16 protein-coding genes are annotated in these 19217 nt (G+C 39.5%); 4 read left to right on the top strand and 12 right to left on the bottom strand.

Features of this window, described 5'->3' with window-relative positions:
- Positions 1 to 50: 50 nt before the first annotated feature.
- The 3 genes from A5849_RS02320 to A5849_RS02310 all read right to left on the bottom strand — a co-directional run bounded on the left by A5849_RS02320 (position 51) and on the right by A5849_RS02310 (position 4465).
- Positions 51 to 1562: a DEAD/DEAH box helicase gene (locus tag A5849_RS02320; RefSeq protein WP_002345468.1), complete on the bottom strand. Its 1512-nt coding sequence runs from the start codon at positions 1560 to 1562 to the stop codon at positions 51 to 53.
- A 321-nt stretch (positions 1563 to 1883) separates the two neighbouring features.
- A complete protein-coding gene (gene murF / locus A5849_RS02315; protein ID WP_002312441.1) occupies positions 1884 to 3236 on the bottom strand; it encodes a UDP-N-acetylmuramoyl-tripeptide--D-alanyl-D-alanine ligase in 1353 nt (450 codons plus the stop codon).
- A 152-nt stretch (positions 3237 to 3388) separates the two neighbouring features.
- Complete coding sequence (locus A5849_RS02310) at positions 3389 to 4465, bottom strand: D-alanine--D-alanine ligase (protein WP_002309755.1); 1077 nt, start codon at positions 4463 to 4465, stop codon at positions 3389 to 3391.
- Positions 4466 to 4660: 195 nt separating this feature from the next.
- Between A5849_RS02310 and A5849_RS02305 the strand changes: the two genes are divergently transcribed.
- Positions 4661 to 6406 (top strand): AarF/ABC1/UbiB kinase family protein, encoded by a 1746-nt coding sequence (locus tag A5849_RS02305; RefSeq protein ID WP_002313977.1) that lies wholly within the window; start codon positions 4661 to 4663, stop codon positions 6404 to 6406.
- Between the two features lie 181 nt (positions 6407 to 6587).
- Here the strand turns inward: A5849_RS02305 and A5849_RS02300 are convergent, their stop codons facing one another.
- The 7 genes from A5849_RS02300 to A5849_RS02270 all read right to left on the bottom strand — a co-directional run bounded on the left by A5849_RS02300 (position 6588) and on the right by A5849_RS02270 (position 12326).
- Positions 6588 to 7055: a YaiI/YqxD family protein gene (locus A5849_RS02300; RefSeq protein ID WP_002312437.1), complete on the bottom strand. Its 468-nt coding sequence runs from the start codon at positions 7053 to 7055 to the stop codon at positions 6588 to 6590.
- Positions 7039 to 8412, bottom strand: coding sequence for a hypothetical protein (locus A5849_RS02295; protein WP_002345469.1), 1374 nt, complete (start codon positions 8410 to 8412; stop codon positions 7039 to 7041). Before A5849_RS02295 ends, A5849_RS02300 begins: the two co-directional genes overlap by 17 nt.
- Positions 8413 to 8737: 325 nt before the next feature.
- A complete protein-coding gene (locus A5849_RS02290; protein WP_002293430.1) occupies positions 8738 to 9226 on the bottom strand; it encodes an N-acetyltransferase in 489 nt (162 codons plus the stop codon).
- Between the two features lie 21 nt (positions 9227 to 9247).
- Entirely contained in the window at positions 9248 to 9850 is a 603-nt protein-coding gene (locus A5849_RS02285; protein ID WP_002335136.1) for a TVP38/TMEM64 family protein, read from the bottom strand.
- A 338-nt stretch (positions 9851 to 10188) separates the two neighbouring features.
- A complete protein-coding gene (gene udk, locus A5849_RS02280) occupies positions 10189 to 10818 on the bottom strand; it encodes a uridine kinase (RefSeq protein ID WP_002289751.1) in 630 nt (209 codons plus the stop codon).
- An 83-nt stretch (positions 10819 to 10901) separates the two neighbouring features.
- On the bottom strand, positions 10902 to 11597 hold the full coding sequence (locus A5849_RS02275; RefSeq protein ID WP_002309760.1) for a YjjG family noncanonical pyrimidine nucleotidase: 696 nt from the start codon (positions 11595 to 11597) through the stop codon (positions 10902 to 10904).
- 12 nt (positions 11598 to 11609) lie between these two features.
- On the bottom strand, positions 11610 to 12326 hold the full coding sequence (locus A5849_RS02270; protein ID WP_002312433.1) for a 16S rRNA pseudouridine(516) synthase: 717 nt from the start codon (positions 12324 to 12326) through the stop codon (positions 11610 to 11612).
- Between the two features lie 328 nt (positions 12327 to 12654).
- Here A5849_RS02270 and A5849_RS02265 point away from each other — a divergent pair, with 328 nt between their 5' ends.
- The 3 genes from A5849_RS02265 to A5849_RS02255 all read left to right on the top strand — a co-directional run bounded on the left by A5849_RS02265 (position 12655) and on the right by A5849_RS02255 (position 15464).
- Complete coding sequence (locus tag A5849_RS02265; protein ID WP_002345470.1) at positions 12655 to 13263, top strand: 50S ribosomal protein L25/general stress protein Ctc; 609 nt, start codon at positions 12655 to 12657, stop codon at positions 13261 to 13263.
- Between the two features lie 325 nt (positions 13264 to 13588).
- Entirely contained in the window at positions 13589 to 13912 is a 324-nt protein-coding gene (locus tag A5849_RS02260; RefSeq protein ID WP_002289744.1) for a DUF960 domain-containing protein, read from the top strand.
- Positions 13913 to 14093: 181 nt separating this feature from the next.
- Positions 14094 to 15464, top strand: coding sequence for an MATE family efflux transporter (locus tag A5849_RS02255; RefSeq protein WP_002293436.1), 1371 nt, complete (start codon positions 14094 to 14096; stop codon positions 15462 to 15464).
- Between the two features lie 128 nt (positions 15465 to 15592).
- On the opposite strand, the gene A5849_RS02250 is transcribed toward A5849_RS02255, so the two are convergent.
- A complete protein-coding gene (locus tag A5849_RS02250) occupies positions 15593 to 16894 on the bottom strand; it encodes a hemolysin family protein (RefSeq protein ID WP_002309763.1) in 1302 nt (433 codons plus the stop codon).
- 215 nt (positions 16895 to 17109) lie between these two features.
- Positions 17110 to 19101: a KUP/HAK/KT family potassium transporter gene (locus tag A5849_RS02245; protein WP_002309765.1), complete on the bottom strand. Its 1992-nt coding sequence runs from the start codon at positions 19099 to 19101 to the stop codon at positions 17110 to 17112.
- Positions 19102 to 19217: the final 116 nt, after the last annotated feature.

Here is a 19217-nt window from a genome sequence, read left to right as displayed (position 1 = left end):
ATAACAAAAATGAAAGTTTCTCTTAAAACAGAGAAACTTTCATTTTAGGTTTAATCGTTATTTGAACGGATCACAAATCCGCGTTTTTTATCATTGTGACGTTTACCGCCATCTTTTTGGCTGTTAATGTTTTTGCTATAACCGCCTTTTGATTTGTTTCCACGATAATTCCCGCCGTCACGACGATTACGGTTGTTTCCGCCGCCACGTTTGCCATTTTTGTTGTATCCTTTTTTCTGCATTGGCAATGGGCGTTCTGGTGTGATCTTCACTGGTACTGCATCAGCTGGATCTTTTGCTGTCGTTTTCAGCAGTAATGCAACCAAATCTTGTGCAGAATATTCTTCTAATAATTTATCTGCTGTTTGCAGATATTTATCTAGACCGTTTTCTGCAAGTTTTGTTTCGATTTGTTCAACTGCAGCACCTAATTGACCTTTGAATGCTTCTTTTTCGGTTGGCGGACGTAAAGTCGTCATCCGTTTTTTCGTCAAGTTTTCGATCACATGCAAGTAGTCCATTTCATTTGGTGTAACGAAAGTCACAGACATACCGCCTTTTCCGGCACGGCCTGTACGTCCGATACGGTGAACGTAGCTTTCTGGATCTTGAGGGATATCATAGTTGTACACATGAGTGACACCTGAGATATCTAATCCACGTGCGGCAACGTCTGTCGCTACAAGGATATCTAAGTGACCGCTCTTGAATGAACGCAATACGCTCATCCGTTTTTGTTGAGACAAATCGCCATGGATTCCTTCTGCACGATAACCACGTGCTTCTAATCCGCGTGCTAATTCATCTACACGGCGTTTTGTACGTCCGAAGACGATTGTTAGTTCCGGTGTTTGAACATCAAACAAGCGAGTCATGATATCAAATTTTTCGTATTCTTTTGCGCGGACATAGTATTGATCGATCAAGTCAGCTGTCATTTCTTTCGCTTTGATCTTCACATGATGTGGACTTTTCATGAATTTAACGCCGATGTTCTTGATGGCTGGCGGCATTGTTGCTGAGAAAAGTAATGTTTGTCTTTGTTCAGGAACTTGGGAAATAATTTTTTCGATATCTTCCAAGAAGCCCATATTCAACATTTCATCTGCTTCATCCAAGACTAATGTTTGAACAGTTCCAAGTTTCAATGTATGGCGGTTGATGTGGTCAAGCATACGTCCTGGTGTACCCACAACGATATGTGGACGATCTTTCAAGCCACGGATCTGACGGCCAATATCTGCTCCACCGTAGACAGCTTGTACACGCACTTTTTTGTCGCGCCCTAAACGATATAGTTCTTCTTGTGTTTGGATAGCTAATTCACGTGTTGGTGCGATAACCAGACCTTGTAATTCGTGACGATCTGGATCGATTTTTTCTAACATTGGTAATCCAAATGCAGCTGTTTTCCCTGTACCTGTCTGTGCTTGTCCAATAACGTCTTTTCCAACTAATGCTAGCGGAATCGTTTCTGCTTGGATAGGTGTTGCTTCTTCAAAACCAGCGCGTTCGACTGATTTCAACAATTCTGGTGATAATTCTAGTTCTTTAAATTTCAAATGAATCCTCCTATATGGTTGTTAACTGAGGATGTAGCTTTTTTGCTACCCCGTCGATTTGTTCGGTCAAAGTGTATTGTTTCTTTTTGACAGTGGCCACGCACGTTTTTACCCATTCTTAGCCCCTGTGGCACCACCGAAAAATCACTTTGCGAAGTTTAGGCATTAGAAAAGCCAAACGGGTCGCGTTCAGCTTTATCATGATTATGACATCTGGTTTCGACAAGTTGCTTCCATGGCAAAACCAGTCCAATTTCTCTTCATCTTTCGGCAATAGGTTATTCTAACATAGCTTTTCATTTTCTGCAAGTTTACAGATTTTCATTTCATTTGCTGAAGCTGTTCTACTACTTCGAATAAGCCCATGCTGTTGCTGCCTTTCAGCATAATACTATCTGTTGATTCAAGATTTTGTTTGACAGCCTCAATCAATTTATTCTTTTCTTTTTCAAAATAGAACACAGGTAGTTGCGGATATTTTTGATTCAAGTCTTCTTTTAATGCATGCATTTGTTCCCCGTACAAGAAAATCATGGCAAATTTCTCAGGATCGATATGTTCACTCATTTGCGCATGCATGTTTAAAGAATCTTTCCCTAATTCCAGCATATCTGCTAACACAGCGATTCTACGCCCTTTTGTTGGCAGATTTTTAAAAGTATCTAATACCAGTCCCATGGCTGTTGGATTTGCATTGTAGACATCGCTCAAAATAGCTGCACCATTTCCTGCCGTTAGCCATTCAGTTCTGTTTTGTGTGATAGAAACATGAGCGAGCCCTTGGCGTATCTCAGGTATAGACAGTCCAAAGAAGCGCCCAATCGTATACGCAATCAAAGCATTCGTTACATTATAACTTCCAGGCAGCGGGATCGTAAATGTTTCTCCTTCTACTACAAAATCGGTTTGTGCTTTTCCTTCTGCTGTCACTTCCGCATGAACATCGCCATTTCCAATACCGAATGTTGTGACTGTTTGTACTAATGTTGCAGTTAAAGGTGTCAACAACGGTTCATCTGCGGGCACAACGAGTAATCCGTCTGGTACAAGTCCGTCAGTGATTTCCATTTTGGCTTTAGCGATTCCTTCTCGCGACCCAAGATTTTCTATGTGTGCTTCACCGATCATTGTGATTGCTGCAGCTTTTGGTTGAGCCATAAGTGAAAGTTCCGTGATTTCATTGGCGTGATCCATGCCCATTTCCAAGACGATTTTTTCTGTATCTTGCGGCATGTGCAAAATCGTGTAAGGAAGACCAATATTATTGTTGTAATTTCCTTGCGTCTTATATGTTTTGTATTTTTCAGACAAGACAGACGCGGTTAGATCTTTCGTGGTGGTTTTACCATTGCTTCCTGTAATTGCAACGACTTCTGCACCTACTTTTTCCAAGTAATAGGTTGCCAATTGCTGCATGGCTTTCAAAGGATCTGCTACAGGGATAACTGGAAAATCTTTTGGTGCTTGTTCAACAGGCAAGCTCCAAAATGAAGCAGATGCGCCGTTTGTGATTGCTTGCTGGATAAATTCATGTCCATCTCGCGTACCAGCAAGAGGAACGAATAAACTTCCTTCGGTTATCTTCCGGCTGTCAAATTCGACATTGGTAATCTTTGTCAGTTCAGAGCATTCGCTGCCCACGGCTTGTGCAATTTCTTGTATTGTTAGATTCATTGAGATCTCTCCTAAAAAAGGTTGTGAAAAAAGCGTTTGGCCTAAACGGCGGGTTCGCATGACTCTCACTTCCAAGTAAATTTCTCTATTCGTATTTAGAAGCTAGAATGAACGCGGTTACGCAATCACTCCAGCTTCTTCTTTATTTCTCTTTATTCATTTTTTTCAAAAAAAGATTGACGCTGACGGTATCGATTCATTCCTAATTGAATCAGTTCTTCAATCAAATCACCGTATTTCAAGCCCATGTTTTCCCATAAGAGCGGGTACATACTGAACTCCGTAAATCCTGGCATAGAGTTTAATTCATTCAGGAATAATTCATTTTTATTTGTCAAAAAGAAATCACACCGGCTCAATCCGCTTCCGCCTAACATCGTGTAAGCTAACTTCGCGTACTCTTGCGCTTTTTGATAAACTTCTTCCGGCACTTCGGCTGGAATCTGCATTTCGATTTTATTATTGATATATTTGGCTTCATAGTCATAGAATGCTACGTCTTTTACGACTTCGCCAGGCAAAGTCGTCCGAACATCTTCATTTCCTAATACAGCAACTTCGATTTCGCGAGCTTCAATTCCTTGTTCAACGATTGCTCGAGAATCATACTGATAGGCTGTTGCTAAAGCATTTTGCAATTCTTCTCGGTTTTCTGCTTTTGTAATGCCGACACTAGAACCCATATTCGCCGGTTTGACAAACATCGGATAAAGCAAAGAACCTTCACATTGATCAAATACTTTTTTAGGATTTTCTTTCCATTGATTCTTAAGTACTGGTACATAAGGAACTTGTGGCACACCAGCAGCTTGTAAAATATATTTGGTCATGATTTTATCCATGGCACATGCACTGGTCAATACGCCTGCGCCGACATAAGGCATATTCAATGTCTCTAAGAAGCCTTGGATCGTTCCATCTTCCCCGTTTGGCCCATGTAAAACTGGAAAAACGATGGCTCCTTCTTCTTTGATTTCGCCCGGATTGATCACTTTTCCTGTAAAGCCTTCCTCTGTCTGTCCACTTGGGTCCCATGAAAGGTGCAAGACATCTTTGCTTGCAGGTTTTTCTGTTAGTAATGGACCTTTGACCCATTGTCCTTCTTTTGTAATAAATACGAGTTGAACTTGGTAATAATTATAATAAATGGCATTTAAAACTGAAAATGCGGAAAGAATGGACACTTCATGCTCTGCGCTGCGTCCGCCATATAGTAAAGTAATCTTCAAAAGATTGTCCTCCTGTATTCTAAATCGTTCAGTGATTTACTCTCATATTTTAGCACAAAACAAAAATAAACGAATAACTTATTTATAAAAAAACGAGTTGGTTTCTAAAAGAACAAACGTCATTTATTTTTTGCCAGCTAGATTATTTGTCCCATTTTTTATAAAAAGTTATGATAAAGAAAAGGAGGGATGATGATGGCGCAAACAAATCCACGCAGCCGCTTGGCAGAAATCATTCGAGTGTTCATCAACTACAATGTAGTGCCAAACTTTGTACAGCAAAAAAATCCCGAACAGGTAAAAAAAGCCTTTGAAGAATTAGGCCCCACCTTCATCAAGATAGGACAGATGCTTTCTGTTCGAGAGGACTTGCTTTCCTCTGCCTTCACTCAGACATTTAAAACATTACAAGACAGTGTACCTAGCGACACATTTTCAACGGTCAAAAAGACGATCGAAACGGAACTTTCTCTTTCGGTATCAGATATATTCGATGATTTTTCCAAATCGCCTTTTGCCTCCGCTTCTATGGGACAGGCTCACCGTGCCAAGCTGAAAAGCGGTGACGCGGTAGTTGTTAAGATCCAACACCCTAACATTGCCGAAGAGATTCGCCTTGATCTTCAACTATTTGAACGTGCAATCCCTTTGATCAAATACATTCCTGAAACTAGCGTAGTTGATCTAAAAGGGGTACTCCAAGAAGTAAAACGTTCCTTGATCAATGAAATGAACTTCTTAAAAGAAAGTCAAAATGGCGAACAATTCTATCAAAAGAACAATGGCTGGAAAGAGATCCGCAGCCCCAAAATTTATGACGCTTTTTGTTCGAAAAAAGTGATCGTGATGGAAGAAATGTCTGGTAAAAACTTGAATCATTTGATGAATGCCGAAAACAGAACAGAAACTTTTATCACCGGTATTCAAAACAAGCAGCTGAAACAAGAAGTTGCAAAGCTTTTAGTTGAGAACTTTATGAAGCAGGTGTTTGATGATGGTTTTTTCCATGCTGATCCTCATCCGGGGAATTTGCTGTTCCATGTGCTAACAAAAGAAGAACAGACACGAGCTCGCCGAACAACTGAAACAGTTCATGAAAAAGAGTTCGGTCCCTTTGCTTTTCGAGCCTCTACTTCTATAGAAGACCCTGTTGCGCCATATACAGTCAACTACATTGATTTTGGCATGATGGGGCATCTTTCTGCAGGTCTTAGGCAAAAGCTCACACAAGCCGTTTTAGCGCTGTATACGAAAGATGCTTATCGAATCGAAAAAGCGGTCCTTCGACTTTGTCAGCAAGAAGGCTTATTTGATGAAAGTCGGTTTCACCAAGAACTGACAAGTTTTCTTGAACAATATTATGATTCCCCTATTGATGAAATCAACTTGCAAGAAGTATTCGCACAAGTCGTGATGATCTGTCATCAAAATAATCTGCAGTTCGACCGTGATATCACGCTTTTGCTGAAAGCATTCGGGACATTAGAAGGGGTGATCCGTGTCCTTGACCCTGAAGTTTCCCTCATGGAAATTGCTTCGCCTTTTGCCCAACATTACTTTCTCACCCATTTGGATGTAGAAGATACATTGAAACAAAGTGGATTAGACCTATTAGAAGGAATGAAGGCTGTGCCTAAGATTCCACAACAACTTCATCATCTATTAGAAATGTGGACTTCGGGACAAGGAAAAGTCAATTTGGAATTAAAAAAGCAAGACAAATTATTGAACAGGATCGAAAGTATGATCAATCGACTTGTTTTCGGTATGATTTTAGCTGCATTGATCGTAGGATCTTCCTTGCTTGTCCAAGCTGCACCTGTAGAAAACGCAGAGGTCGTTTCCTTATTAGGGATATTTACGTATGCTATTGCAGCATTTGTCATTATTTTTTTAGCAATCGATGCATTGATCCAAATGTATAAGAAGAGGAAAAAGTAGAAAAAAAGTTGGGAGAAAGCTGTTCTGTCTCAAGCAATAAGAATGACCAAATAAAAATAACTCCTCCTATTTTACCGTTTTTTGAGCTAGTACCGAACAACAAAAAAAGGAACAAGGAATCCATTTATCCTGTTTCCCTGTTCCTTTTTTGGTGTATTCGCGCACAAGTAAACTACCTTCGTTACCTACTATCTTCTGTACTTGGTAAACCTTGGTCAATTGCCTTTTTCAACGCTTGACGAAAAGCCGTATGATCTTTATCTGTAAAGGGTTTTGGACCCTTTGTCCTTATGCCAGCTTTTCTTAACTTCCCACTATGGTAACGTTGTTCGAGAAGCGTGCCGATATTCGCTTCATCAAATTCTTTTCCAGAGTGATGGAACACTCGCACACCCTTCGGCAATACAAGTGAAGCTAAACCATAATCTTGCGTGATCAAAAAGTCATTCTTCTTAACCATACCGACGATTTTATAATCTGCACTATCAGCTCCACGGTCTACGTAGACGATTTGGACATGATTAGCGTATTCTTTGGTCGTATAATGATCTACACTGGTTACGATAATCACGTCGAGACCATAGGATTCTCCTAACTTTATGACATCGTCTTTTACTGGAGAACCATCCCCATCAATGAATAGCCTCATTCTTTTTCGCCTTCTTCCATAAATGATATACAGTCACCAATCCGCTCATTAAGAGACCGACATTGATCCATTTGGCTAAAATAAGCAGTTGCGCACTTGCTATCGGCACTGCTCCATGGTTCAGCATGATCAGTAGTAGATGGATTGGCTCTCCCATTTCTTTTGATAAAATAAACAAAAGCGTCATCAATAAAAACTGGTGGATCACACTTCCTTTATTTTGAGTAGTGTACTTGGCAATAATCCGACGATCCATTGGAATAGCTACATCGGTTTGATAGTATTCCTTATTTAGCCAACTGCCTGTTACTACGTGCCAGAAACTAAGCAAAAAGACACCTATCGCAAAACCATTTGGAATCAAGAGGACCAACAAAGAAGAACTCAGTCCAAGCAATTGCGTAGCCAATGGAGACCATGATAAACGTTTCAAAATCAATGGTCCGACTATTTTTGCTGCAATCAAACCGGCAGCATAAGGAAAATACATATAAAACGGAAGTTTCTCTAATCCGTACAGTATGCCAACATAAAAACTGCTAAACAAAAAAAGAAAATTCCCTAACATTCCATTTAGAAAAGTAAACAGATTCAGCCAACTTGGCAACTTCCATTCCTTCTTCTGGTGGCCTAAGACGAACACGAACACAATGAACAACACCAAGAAACCATAAACAGCAAGATCAAAAAGCCTTTCATCGAATAACAATCGGGCATTTCTCAAAAGAAACAATAAGCCAAAGAACACCAAAAATAAAACAAGCTCCCGCGTAGCCACTAGATTTCTTTTCATATCTTTGAAATCCAGTTCGTAACGCGGATAATGACTGACCGTGTGGTAGGCCATGACGTAAAAAAGTGTATAAATCGTAAAGCTTGCTGCAATCTGAGTCGGTGCAGGCAGTCCGATTGCTTGATACAGGAGGAATAGCCAGATAGCTGCAAATAAGTACTTTTTCCCATCCATATTGATAAAGCCTTGCATCTTCTCATGGAAATTGACCGTGATATTAGCAGGTACAAGCCATGCTGCACTTAGCCCTAGAAGAACACTTGAAAAATAAAACAAAGGAAAATAAAATACGCCTAGTATTCCAAGTAATGAACCAGTACCACCCATCAGCAGAGCGATCATCAGCAACGTGTAACTATCTAGACCAAATCGTAGACTATTGACTAAAAACAGCCCAGTCATCCGAAAGGCATAAAACAGCGTAAATGGCAAAATCGTCAGCCAATTATGCGAATCTGTTATTCCCAAAAATAAAAGATAAGGAATCAAAATAACCGTATTGCTTAAAATAAAGGGCGTTGTTTGCGTAAAATTGCGCCCAAATCGTTTGAGTTTTTCGAACATGACAATGGCTCCCTTAAACAGTCTTATAACTAATCTGCTCTTCGATTTTAGCATTAAAGGGGAAATAAACCAATTTTACAGAATATATTCTTGTAAAAAAAAAAAATGCAGAAAGAAGCATAAGCTTCTTTCCGCATTTTTACGGTACTTGATTACTCAAGCAGACAAGCCCTTCTCCACAAAAGTCTTGCCCGACACCCCTGCATCCGGCAGGTGATAAAGATAGAAATCAATTATCCTGTGCCTCCAAAATCAATTAGGAGCTCTGTAAACCAGAGTCCTTCTCGACCCGTCGCATGAAGTTACTTTAACACAGTTCCTAAGATTATGCGAGAGCTTTTTTCATTTTATAATCGACCATTTGAAATCCTTGACCGATATCTGAAACAAGTTCTTCTGTAATCTCAAACCCTTCATGCTTATAAACCTCGATTGCTTGGTGATTTCCCTGGTTCACTCGTAAAAAAATCTCTTTTTCCTTTGTTTGCGCAGCAAGTTCTTCATACCAGCGAAAAACCGAAGAAGTCAATCCTTGGCCACGGGCTTTATTCAGCAAATATAATTTACTTAAATAGATTTTACCTTTTATCTCTTCATAAGCAGTGTAACCGACAGTCTTTCCTTCACTTTTTAATAAAAAATAAGAAACGCCTTCTGCCAGTTCTTTTTGGATCTGCTTTTTTGACTGATAAGTTTTCAGCATATAATCGACTTGTTTTTGACCAATAATTGGTACAAAAGCTTCCGGCCATACTTCTTGAATGACTGCCATCAGCTCATCCAGTTCATTTTCTGTTACTTTTATTTTTTCCATACACCCACGTCCTTTTTTACATTATAAATGACCTTGCGCTTGATGGAATAAAAAGAGCATGATCATACTGTACACACCTACCGACCACGGCTTCAAGAAAATCACGATCTGCATAAACTCTCTAAAAGATAATTTCGTCAAACCAGCTACTAGACAGATCAAGTCGTCTGGCGCAAAGGGAAGCAGCAAGGTAACGACTAATACTTTTTTGATATCTTTCGTTTTTCTTGTCAGCAATTCATCAAATTTTTGATACTTTTTTGGCGATAAAATAAGCTGGACAAAGGCTACACCATAGTAACGGACAAGCAAAAATCCGATTGCTTCCCCAATCACTAGACCAATACAACTATATAAAAGCCCAAATCCATTGCCAAACATCAGCATGCCAGCTACCGAAGAGATCCCTCCCGGCAAAATAGGAATGATCACTTGGACCACTTGCAGCAGAACAAATACTATCACTGCATACTTGCCGAATTCCTGGATAAACGCTTGCAAAGAGGTGCTTGAACGAAAAATCCCATGATGATAAGCATAGAGAATCAACACAAAGAAAAACAACAGACCGATGATTGGCATGATCTGAAGACATTTTTGTAAAACTGATGCTTTTTTAGACATCTTTCTTCCTCATATCTTTTTTCATTTGCTAAAACTGCCTCCTTAGGGGGTGATGCAAAAGTAGCTTCTTCGGAAAATTCCTTCTTATTTATTGAAGCTGACTACTTCTGTCACAACCTCTGATTCACGGTGCTCAATCAGCTGACCTTCGGTATTAGCTCAAAAAACGGTAAAATATAAGTAGCTATTTTTCCGTTTTTTCTCTCTAATACTCAAGTCAAGACGCTGATTTCACAACCTCTTGTTATAAATAAAAAAACAGTTGACTGGTGACTGTTCAAAAAGCAGGATCCTTGCTTTTCAAACGGTCGCAGTCCGTTCAACTGTTTCACTGCGCACTATTTATGGTTTAAGAAACTAGCCACTTTTGTTGTAATCAAATCAATAGCAACGTGGTTTTCTCCGCCTTCTGGAACAATGATATCCGCATAGCGCTTCGTTGGTTCGATAAATTGATGATACATCGGTTTAACAACTGTCAAATATTGCTCGATCACGGAGTCCAATGTGCGTCCCCGTTCTTCCATATCCCGTTTGATACGACGAATAATACGAATATCATCGTCTGTATCTACGTATACCTTGATATCCATCAAGTCACGCAGACGTTCATCTTCTAAGATCAGGATTCCTTCTAGAATGATCACTTCTTTTGGTTCCTGAATGATCGTTGCCTGACTTCTTGTATGCGCTACATAGTCATACACGGGTTTTTCAATGGCTTTATAGTTCAGTAAGTCGCCTACATGCTGAATCAGCAGATCATTATCAAAGGCAAAAGGGTGATCGTAATTTGTGTTCAATCGTTCTTCAAAACTCAAATGGCTCTGATCCTTATAATAAGAATCTTGTTCAAGCATCATGATGGAATGGTCCGGGAAGTTGTTGAAAATCGCACGGCTGACACTTGTCTTTCCGCTTCCTGACCCACCCGTCACACCAATGATAATTGGCTTGCTTTTTGTCATTGACTAAAACCTCTTTCGTATCCGTTTTTTCATTCTAATCTATTATAGCGAAAAAACACGAAAATGCTATATTTTTCTGAAAATTAATCCTTTTCAATTTCCAATAATGAGTAAAGTTCTTCTAAAGAATCGATTCGATAAGTGGGTTGGATCTCTTCGATTTCCGGCAATTTGTTTTTATTGAACCAAATCGTATCGATCCCTGCCATGTTCCCTCCTTTGATATCAGAAGTCAGTGAATCGCCAATGATCACCGTCTGCTTTTTATCAAGATCAGGAATGCGGGAAAATACATGATCAAAAAATTCTTTCATCGGCTTTTGCGCTCCGACAGCTTCTGAGACAAATATATCCTTAAAATAATCAAGCATTCCTGCATCTGTTAAACGCTGATATTGAGTATGCGACACACCGTTCGTTACAATATAAAGTTCGGCGTGAGGGTGGACCTTTTTCAGAAGTTCTAGACTCCCTGGAACAAGGTCATGTCCTTGGTTCAAGTAGTGACGATAGCGTTTCTCCATTTGGCGACTATCTACTGTTTTCCCAAATTGCTGGAAGAGTAATCCAAAACGACTGCCTGTTACTTCTTCTCGTGATAGTCTGCCCTTTTCAAATTCCTGCCATAAATGATGATTCAAAGCCTTATAGCTCGTTTTGATTTCTGGTGTCAACGTGATTCCTTGCTCTGCGAACAAAGTACTTAAAGCATTTGCTTCAGTTTGTTGAAAGTCTAGTAATGTATCATCAACATCAAACAATAAAGTGTTATATCTCATCTTTTTGATCTCCTATTTAAAATAAATACTTAACTTTTTCATCTCTGCTAGCGTCAACGATCGGTACTCGCCTACTGCCAACTGTTCATCTAATTCCAATGGTCCCATGCTTAACCGCTTCAATGCGATCACTTTCTTTCCTTGGGCTAAAAACATCTTTTTGACTTGATGGAATTTTCCTTCTTGGATCGTCAATAAAACAGTACTTTGGTGCTTGTCTGCTTTGAGTATTTTTAGATTAGCCGGCTGGCACTGGTACCCATCAGCGAATACGATTCCTTTTTCAAATGCTGCTACGTCTGCTGATGTCACCCTTTCGTTCACCACTGCTTGATAAGTCTTTGAGACCTTTTTTTCAGGAAGGAGCATTTCATATCCCAATTGGCCATTCGAAGTAATCAGCAATAGTCCTGTTGTATCTCTATCCAGTCTTCCCACCGGATAGAGCGGCTGAAAACGATCGGCACTTGCAATCAGATCGATTACCGTCGTCTTTTCTGGATCTGACACGGCAGTCACAGCTTTTTTAGGCTTGTTGAGAAGATAATAGGACTCATTTGTTTCTAAATGTTCACCTGCTACTTCAATCCGATGCAGCAAACTGTCTACATTTCGATTTTGTCGAAATTCGACTGTGCCATCGACCATCACTTGCTTCAAAGCAAACAGCCGCTTCATTTCCTTACGTGTCGTTTCTAATTTTTCTTCTATTAATTTATCTAAGCGCATACCGTTTCCTTTCTTATTACTAATAAGAATTATACCTTGAATATGTTTGCTTGCAAATAAATCAGCAGCGTTATTCCTTGACTTAACCAGTAGTTCGCGTTACGGTTAAAGAGTAAAGTGAATTGGATTTCTCATACACAGCGTAATGACCTGGTGGAGAAAAGTTGAATCCTGACTTTCTAAGGGGAGATGCGCACATCTCTCCTTTTGCGTTTTTTTAAGCGCCCTGCCTTCGATGATGTGCACGAGATTAGCCTTTAGAATTCACTTAAATAAAATCTGTCCGTTACCAAAGCAGACAGTCACATTTTAAGGAGGAATTTTGGTTATGTCAGTATCATTAGAAGTAAGTAAAAGAGAAGTACGTCCCCGTTCATTAAGAAATAAACTTCGTCACGAAGGGAAAGTTCCAGCTGTTGTTTATGGGTATAAAATAGAAAGTACCCCTATCTCATTCGATGGTTTGACACTAAGCAAATTGTTGCGTGAACATGGAGCAAACACAGTTATCACGATGGACATTGACGGACAAAAAGTCAATACATTGGTTCATAAGATTCAAACGAACACTTTTACTAATCATTTCGAACATGCAGAATTTCTATCTGTCAACATGTCGGAAGAAACAGAAGTCGAAACAGAAGTCGTTCTTGTTGGCGAATCAATTGGTGTTAAATCGGGTGGAGTGTTAGCTCAAAACTTGTATACAGTAGTCGTATCTGCTACACCAGACAAATTGCCTGAACGAATTGAAGTCGACGTGACAAACTTGGAATTAGGCGATTCTATTACAGTAGCTGATCTTCCAAAAAACGACGATTACAAGTTCGTGACCGACAGTGAAGAACAAATTGCTGCTGTAGTCGCTCAAAGTGAAGAAGAAGAAAGCACAAGTGAAGGCGGCGAACCAGAAGTAATCGGTTCAAAAGAAGAATAATACTGAAACAATCAGGTGGTGTTAGAAGTGGCGGGTCAGCAGCTTTTAACACGCCTTTTTTATTTCTAATCGTTTATTTTCATATGGGGCTTCCACTTTTGTAAATAGCTTTGCAAACGAAAAATCCTGATTTACCAAGCTTTCCCTCGCATATTTTTATCGTACCTTTATAAAAATTTATACTTTGAAAAAAAGTATTCAATTATTGTTGCATTTTTCCTGATTCTTTATTAGAATGAACCCTCGTTAAAGTAAGTATTTCTAGTTTATCCTATGATTGATTATAAAAATAAAAACATTCGTTGATTCGAAGGAGGTTAACCAGATGTTTGAAAGTTTTGATAGCAGCCGCAACCGTTACGCTTCAGTTGGTGTAGTATCAAGTTTGCCAGATGAATTGATTGACAGTATATGGTTTATTATTGACCTAGATCTTAAGGGAGTCATTCCATTAGAAAATATATTAACCTTTGATTTGATCGAAAATCGTGGAAAAGTGACGATGCATTTTTCTCAAGCAGGAAGCAATGTGGAAATGGATATTGATTTACCGTTTGCCTATTCGAACCAATTTCCTGCTCAAGTATACGCCTATGATGACGGTACGAGAGAAACGATCCTTTTACCAAGTGAGATCAGACAATATTAAGGTGATAGATAAACGTGGATGTCCCTTATTTTACAGACCAGGCCAAGTTGTTGATTCTTTGACTCAATTCTTGGCTTCTTTTTATGGAATTTCATCAATTATCATTGATTTCTAATTGGTATTCTCAGGATAAACGCTATATACTACTAACTAAATTTTAAAGATATAAGGAGTTTAAAAGATGCGCGATTTAACAAAAGGAAGCCCCGCTAAACTGATTTTGCTGTTCACTGTTCCTTTACTGATCGGAAACGTTTTTCAGCAGTTTTATAATATGATCGATATGATCATCGTGGGTCAGACGCTAGGTAAAAATGCGCTGGCAGCGGTTGGTGCAACTGGAAGCCTGACATTTTTGATCATTGGTTTTGCCCAAGGGTTAACAGCTGGTTTAGCCATTATTACTGCACAACGTTACGGTGCAAAAGATTATCGGGGTCTGAAGAAAAGTTTTGCTGCTAGTGTTGTTATTAGTCTTGTCGTCACTGTGATTTTAACCGTCCTGAGTCTCCTGTTTATTCGTCCGATGCTTCAGTTGATGCAAACTCCTCCTGAAATAATTGATCAAGCACAAACGTTTATTTCAATTATTTTGTTAGGAATCTTTGCATCCGTCAGTTTCAATTTGCTTTCTAATGTCATTCGCGCACTTGGTGACAGCCGCACACCATTATTCTTTCTGATCATTGCGGTTATCATCAACGTCGTACTTGATTTGATCTTTATTATCTATTTTGGTATGGGTGTGGAAGGTGCAGCTATTGCTACCGTAATCGCACAAGTTTCTTCTAGCGTACTGTGTCTTGTGTATATCAAGAAAAAAATGCCTTTGTTACAGTTACGCAAAAAAGATTTCAATTTTGATAAAGAAGAGTTTCGTGTACATCTAAATGCAGCTTTGCCAATGGCGTTCCAGTCTTCAATCATCGCTGTCGGTGCTATCGTATTACAAGCGGCACTAAATAGCTTAGGGACAGATGTTGTGGCTGCTCAAGCCGCTGCTGGTCGTATTGATCAATTTGCCAATCAACCGATGATGTCATTTGGTATCGCAATGGCGACTTTCACTGCACAAAACTATGGTGCAAAAGAATATGGTCGAATCTTGCAAGGTGTACGACAAACTTTATTGATGAGTGTCGGATTTAGTCTTTTAGCAGGTGCTATCGTCATTTTCTTTGGACATTTCTTTGTTCAACTGTTTGTTAGCCCATCAGAAACACATGTATTTGAATTAGCACAAACCTACTTCAATATCAATGGGTCTCTTTACTGGATCTTAGCAGTCCTGTTCATTTTACGCTACACGCTTCAAGGTCTTGGACAAAGCAAGATTCCTACGATCGCCGGTATGATGGAATTGCTTATGCGTTCTTTTGCAGCTATCGTTCTTACAGGAATGTGGGGGTATCCAGGAGCCGCAGCAGCTTCTCCTCTAGCTTGGATCGGCTCTGTTGCAGTGTTGCTTTACTCTTACATGCGTTCGATGAAACAATTGAAACATATGGGTGAAGAGGAACATTTCACGTTAGAACATGCCGAAGCAAGGTAACCTTGATTAAAAGAAATCGGTGCGGCTAAAAATGAAAACTTTTATTGAAAATATCTTCTTCGTTTACCGAAAACAGTTTTTTTAGATAACAAAATGCTGTGACATTTTTTGTCACAGCATTTTTTCTTTTATTCTGCATCTCTTTCCATGGTCTCTACTTTGAAATAATCGATATGCGCATGCTGGTATTCTAATACCGTGAAACGGAATGAGGCAATCTCAATGATCGTTCCTGCTTTTATTTCTTTATATCGGCTAGAAGCAAATCCCGCAAGTGTAGTAAAATTCGTTTCTTCAAACTCTGGAATCTCTACATGAAAATAACGTTGAAAATCATCTAATGTTAGTTTGCCGGAGATGATATAAGAGCCATCTGACTGTTCCGCTATCAACGCTTCGTCCAAATCTGTCTCATCCCGGATTTCCCCGACGATTTCTTCTAAAATATCTTCAATCGTTACTAAGCCGCTTGTCCCTCCATATTCATCTTTTAAGATAGCAATATGTTTTCCTTTTTTTCGCATGATCGTCAATAATTTTTTTATAGGGATTGTTTCAGTTGTTACGATTGGCTCTTCAATCAAATGTTCTACTGTCAGTTGGTCATCTTTATAAGATTGCTTGATCAAATCTGGTAAGGTAACATAACCTAGAACATTGTCTTTGGATTCTAAAATCACCGGATAGCGAGTATGTCCTTGCTCAATCGAAGCTTTTATCGCTTCTTTTACTGTTTCCGAAGCTTCGAATACTTGCATAGACGTACGATCTACTTGTATATCTTTTGCCAAGGTATCATCAAATTCAAACACGTTTTCCAAATAATGATATTCTTCTTTGGTTAACTCACCTTTTTCATAAGAATTCAATGCGACTAGTGTCAGCTCTTCTTGAGACAAGGTTTCTTCTCCTTCAGATACGAGGCGCACACCTAAAAGCTTTCCTAGACCCGCTGCTGAATGATTCAATACCCAAATAAAAGGAAACATTACTTTATAAAAATAATGAAGCGGTTTGACTACGAACAAGACGACCTTCTCCGTATTGACGATACTATAGCTCTTAGGAAGCAGTTCGCCAATAACCACATCGATATACGTCACTAAAATAAATCCTAGCGCCACAGAGATTGTACTGCTGATAGCCGAACTGAAAGGTAGTTTACCGATCACTGGTTCCAGTAGAGCCGCGACAGAGCCTTCACCGACCCACCCGATGATCAACCCGGTTAGCGTAATTCCTAATTGACTAGCTGATAAATAATTATCTAAATGGTGTGTAACATGAAGAGCTAGCTTGGCGTTCTTCACGTTTTCCTTTTCTAATTGTTCCAATTTTGATCGTCTGATTTTCACTAAAGCAAATTCACTTGCTACAAAAAATGAAGTAATTGCGATCATCAAAAATAAAATAATGAAATTGATAACCATATTCTCCCGCCTTTCTCTTTTTCTATTGTACCCTTTTTCTACAAAAAAATTGAAAATAATGCGTATTTATATTAGGAGTAAAAAAAGAGATGTGGCTGAAAAATGCCACATCTCCTTCCTATTAAAAGCATTGCGTTACTTGTTGCTAAACAGCTTTTTCATGATCTCTGATAAAAACGGTATTCAAAAGCTGAATTTAGATCAAAGCGCTACTTTCACAACCGCTCTTTCAACCATGTTTTCCGAGTATTTCCAATGATAAGCGGAACAGTTTCATGTTTTACTTCGCTGTACTCTAGCCCAAACCATGTTTCTGGCGAGGTAGCGATTTTTTTGATTGCCAGTTTTGCCTGCATGATTTGACGTTGCCATTTTCCTAGAGTTGTCACATTTGAGACTACTTCATCAATCAGAACAAATTGGAAATCGCCAACTTCCCGTCCTGGTGTCAAAGAGTATCTTTGTGGCTGTTTTGGCAAACGACCTTGTTTCATCAAATCATGGATGACTTGGCGAACATATACGTTAATTTCCTGTTGGACCCTGAAACCTAAGAACAGATTCACTTGGACAATAAAGTCGGTGCCCATCATATCTACTTGATATTCTTTCGTATATGGCTCATCCGTCACTTCCACATGAACAAACCAATAGACTCTTGCTCTTTTAGGTCGCTTATCTAAAATCGAATAGATGAACTGTCGTCCCACTTTATCTTCAGCCATATCAGGAACTAGGAAGACAACATTCGTCTGATAGATTGGTAAAGAAGCATCATCACGTAATTCTTTAAGCTGTGGGATATAATCCCTCAAAGACACATCCTCTGTTGACGATTCGCGGATAATGTTCCCTTGTTCCCAAATGAACATCACGACTAAGATGATCAAACCAATCAGAACGGCTACAAAACCGCCACGGAAGAATTTGACGACACTTGAGATAAAGAAAACGACTTCTATTGCACCAAAGAAAAAGGTAACTAAATATGCAAACCAACGAGAATGCCCATTTTGGATAAGATAAAAGTAAAGCAATGCCGTCGTCATCAACATGGTCACCGTGATCGACAGACCATAAGCAGCTTCCATATGATGGGAAGTTCGGAATGTGACGACCACTAGAGAACAGGCGATCCATAGAATCAGATTGACTGCTGGGATATACATTTGCCCGATACTGTTCCCAGGATACATGATCTTTAATCGAGGCAGCAGTTTCAACTTGATGGCTTCCGAAACCAGCGTAAACGAGCCTGTAATCAATGCTTGCGAAGCAATCACCGCAGCAACTGTTGCAAAAGCAACGCCAATCACGATCCAACTTTGAGGCATCATTTGGAAGAATGGATTCAAGTTCTTGATTTGCTGTGCTTCAGGGTTTTGATAAACATTCAATAACCATGCAGCCTGCCCAAAATAATTGATGACCAAACAAATTTTGACGTAAGGCCAGCTCAAACGAATATTTCGTTTGCCGACATGTCCAAGATCGGAATAAAGCGCCTCTGCACCTGTCGTAGCCAAGAAAATATTTCCAAGAATGAACAAGCCTAATTTGTTATCTGCACTAAAAAGCAGCTGGATTGCGTAATAAGGGTTCAATGCACGGATAACTGTCCAATCCTGGCTAAAATTCAGCAACCCCATTACTCCTAAAAAAGTAAACCAAGCGAACATGATTGGTCCGAATGCTTTTCCGACAATATCTGTACCAAAGCGTTGGACCATGAATAAGACAAAAATAATAACTAAAGTGATAATGACGATCACGTTCTGGTTATTACCGAACCGGTCAAAAAACTGCGGAATTCCCCGCAATCCTTCAATCGCAGTCGTTACCGTCACAGCAGGGGTCAATACCCCATCTGCTAGTAAGGCAGCTCCTCCGATCATTGCAGGAATAATCAAATATTTCCCACCTTTTCGGACAAGTGTGTAGAGTGAGAAAATTCCACCTTCCCCATGGTTATCTGCATTTAGTGCAATCACGACATATTTGATCGTTGTCAGTAGAGTCAATGTCCAAAAAATCAATGAGACTGATCCGATAACAAAATCAGGATTAATTCCTGTCAATCCGCCATTATCTTCAACAATCGATTTCATCACGTAAAGCGGACTTGTCCCGATGTCACCGTAGACGACTCCCATCGCTACAAGCAGGCCAGCCATTGATATTTTTTTGGTATTGTGCGTTGTTGCCACGTTTTCCCCTCATTTCTTGTTATATGGATATCCTTTAGGTAAGCTTGAATGATAGACGATATTCTTATCCATGACACCCACTTTCCTAAATTGCTTCTAATTATCCAAGTAACACA

The organism is Enterococcus sp. 10F3_DIV0382 (assembly GCF_002140245.1).
Lineage (GTDB): Bacteria > Bacillota > Bacilli > Lactobacillales > Enterococcaceae > Enterococcus_B > Enterococcus_B lactis.
Note: the sequence above shows the minus strand (reverse complement) of the source record. Positions and strands in the feature narration are given on the sequence as shown.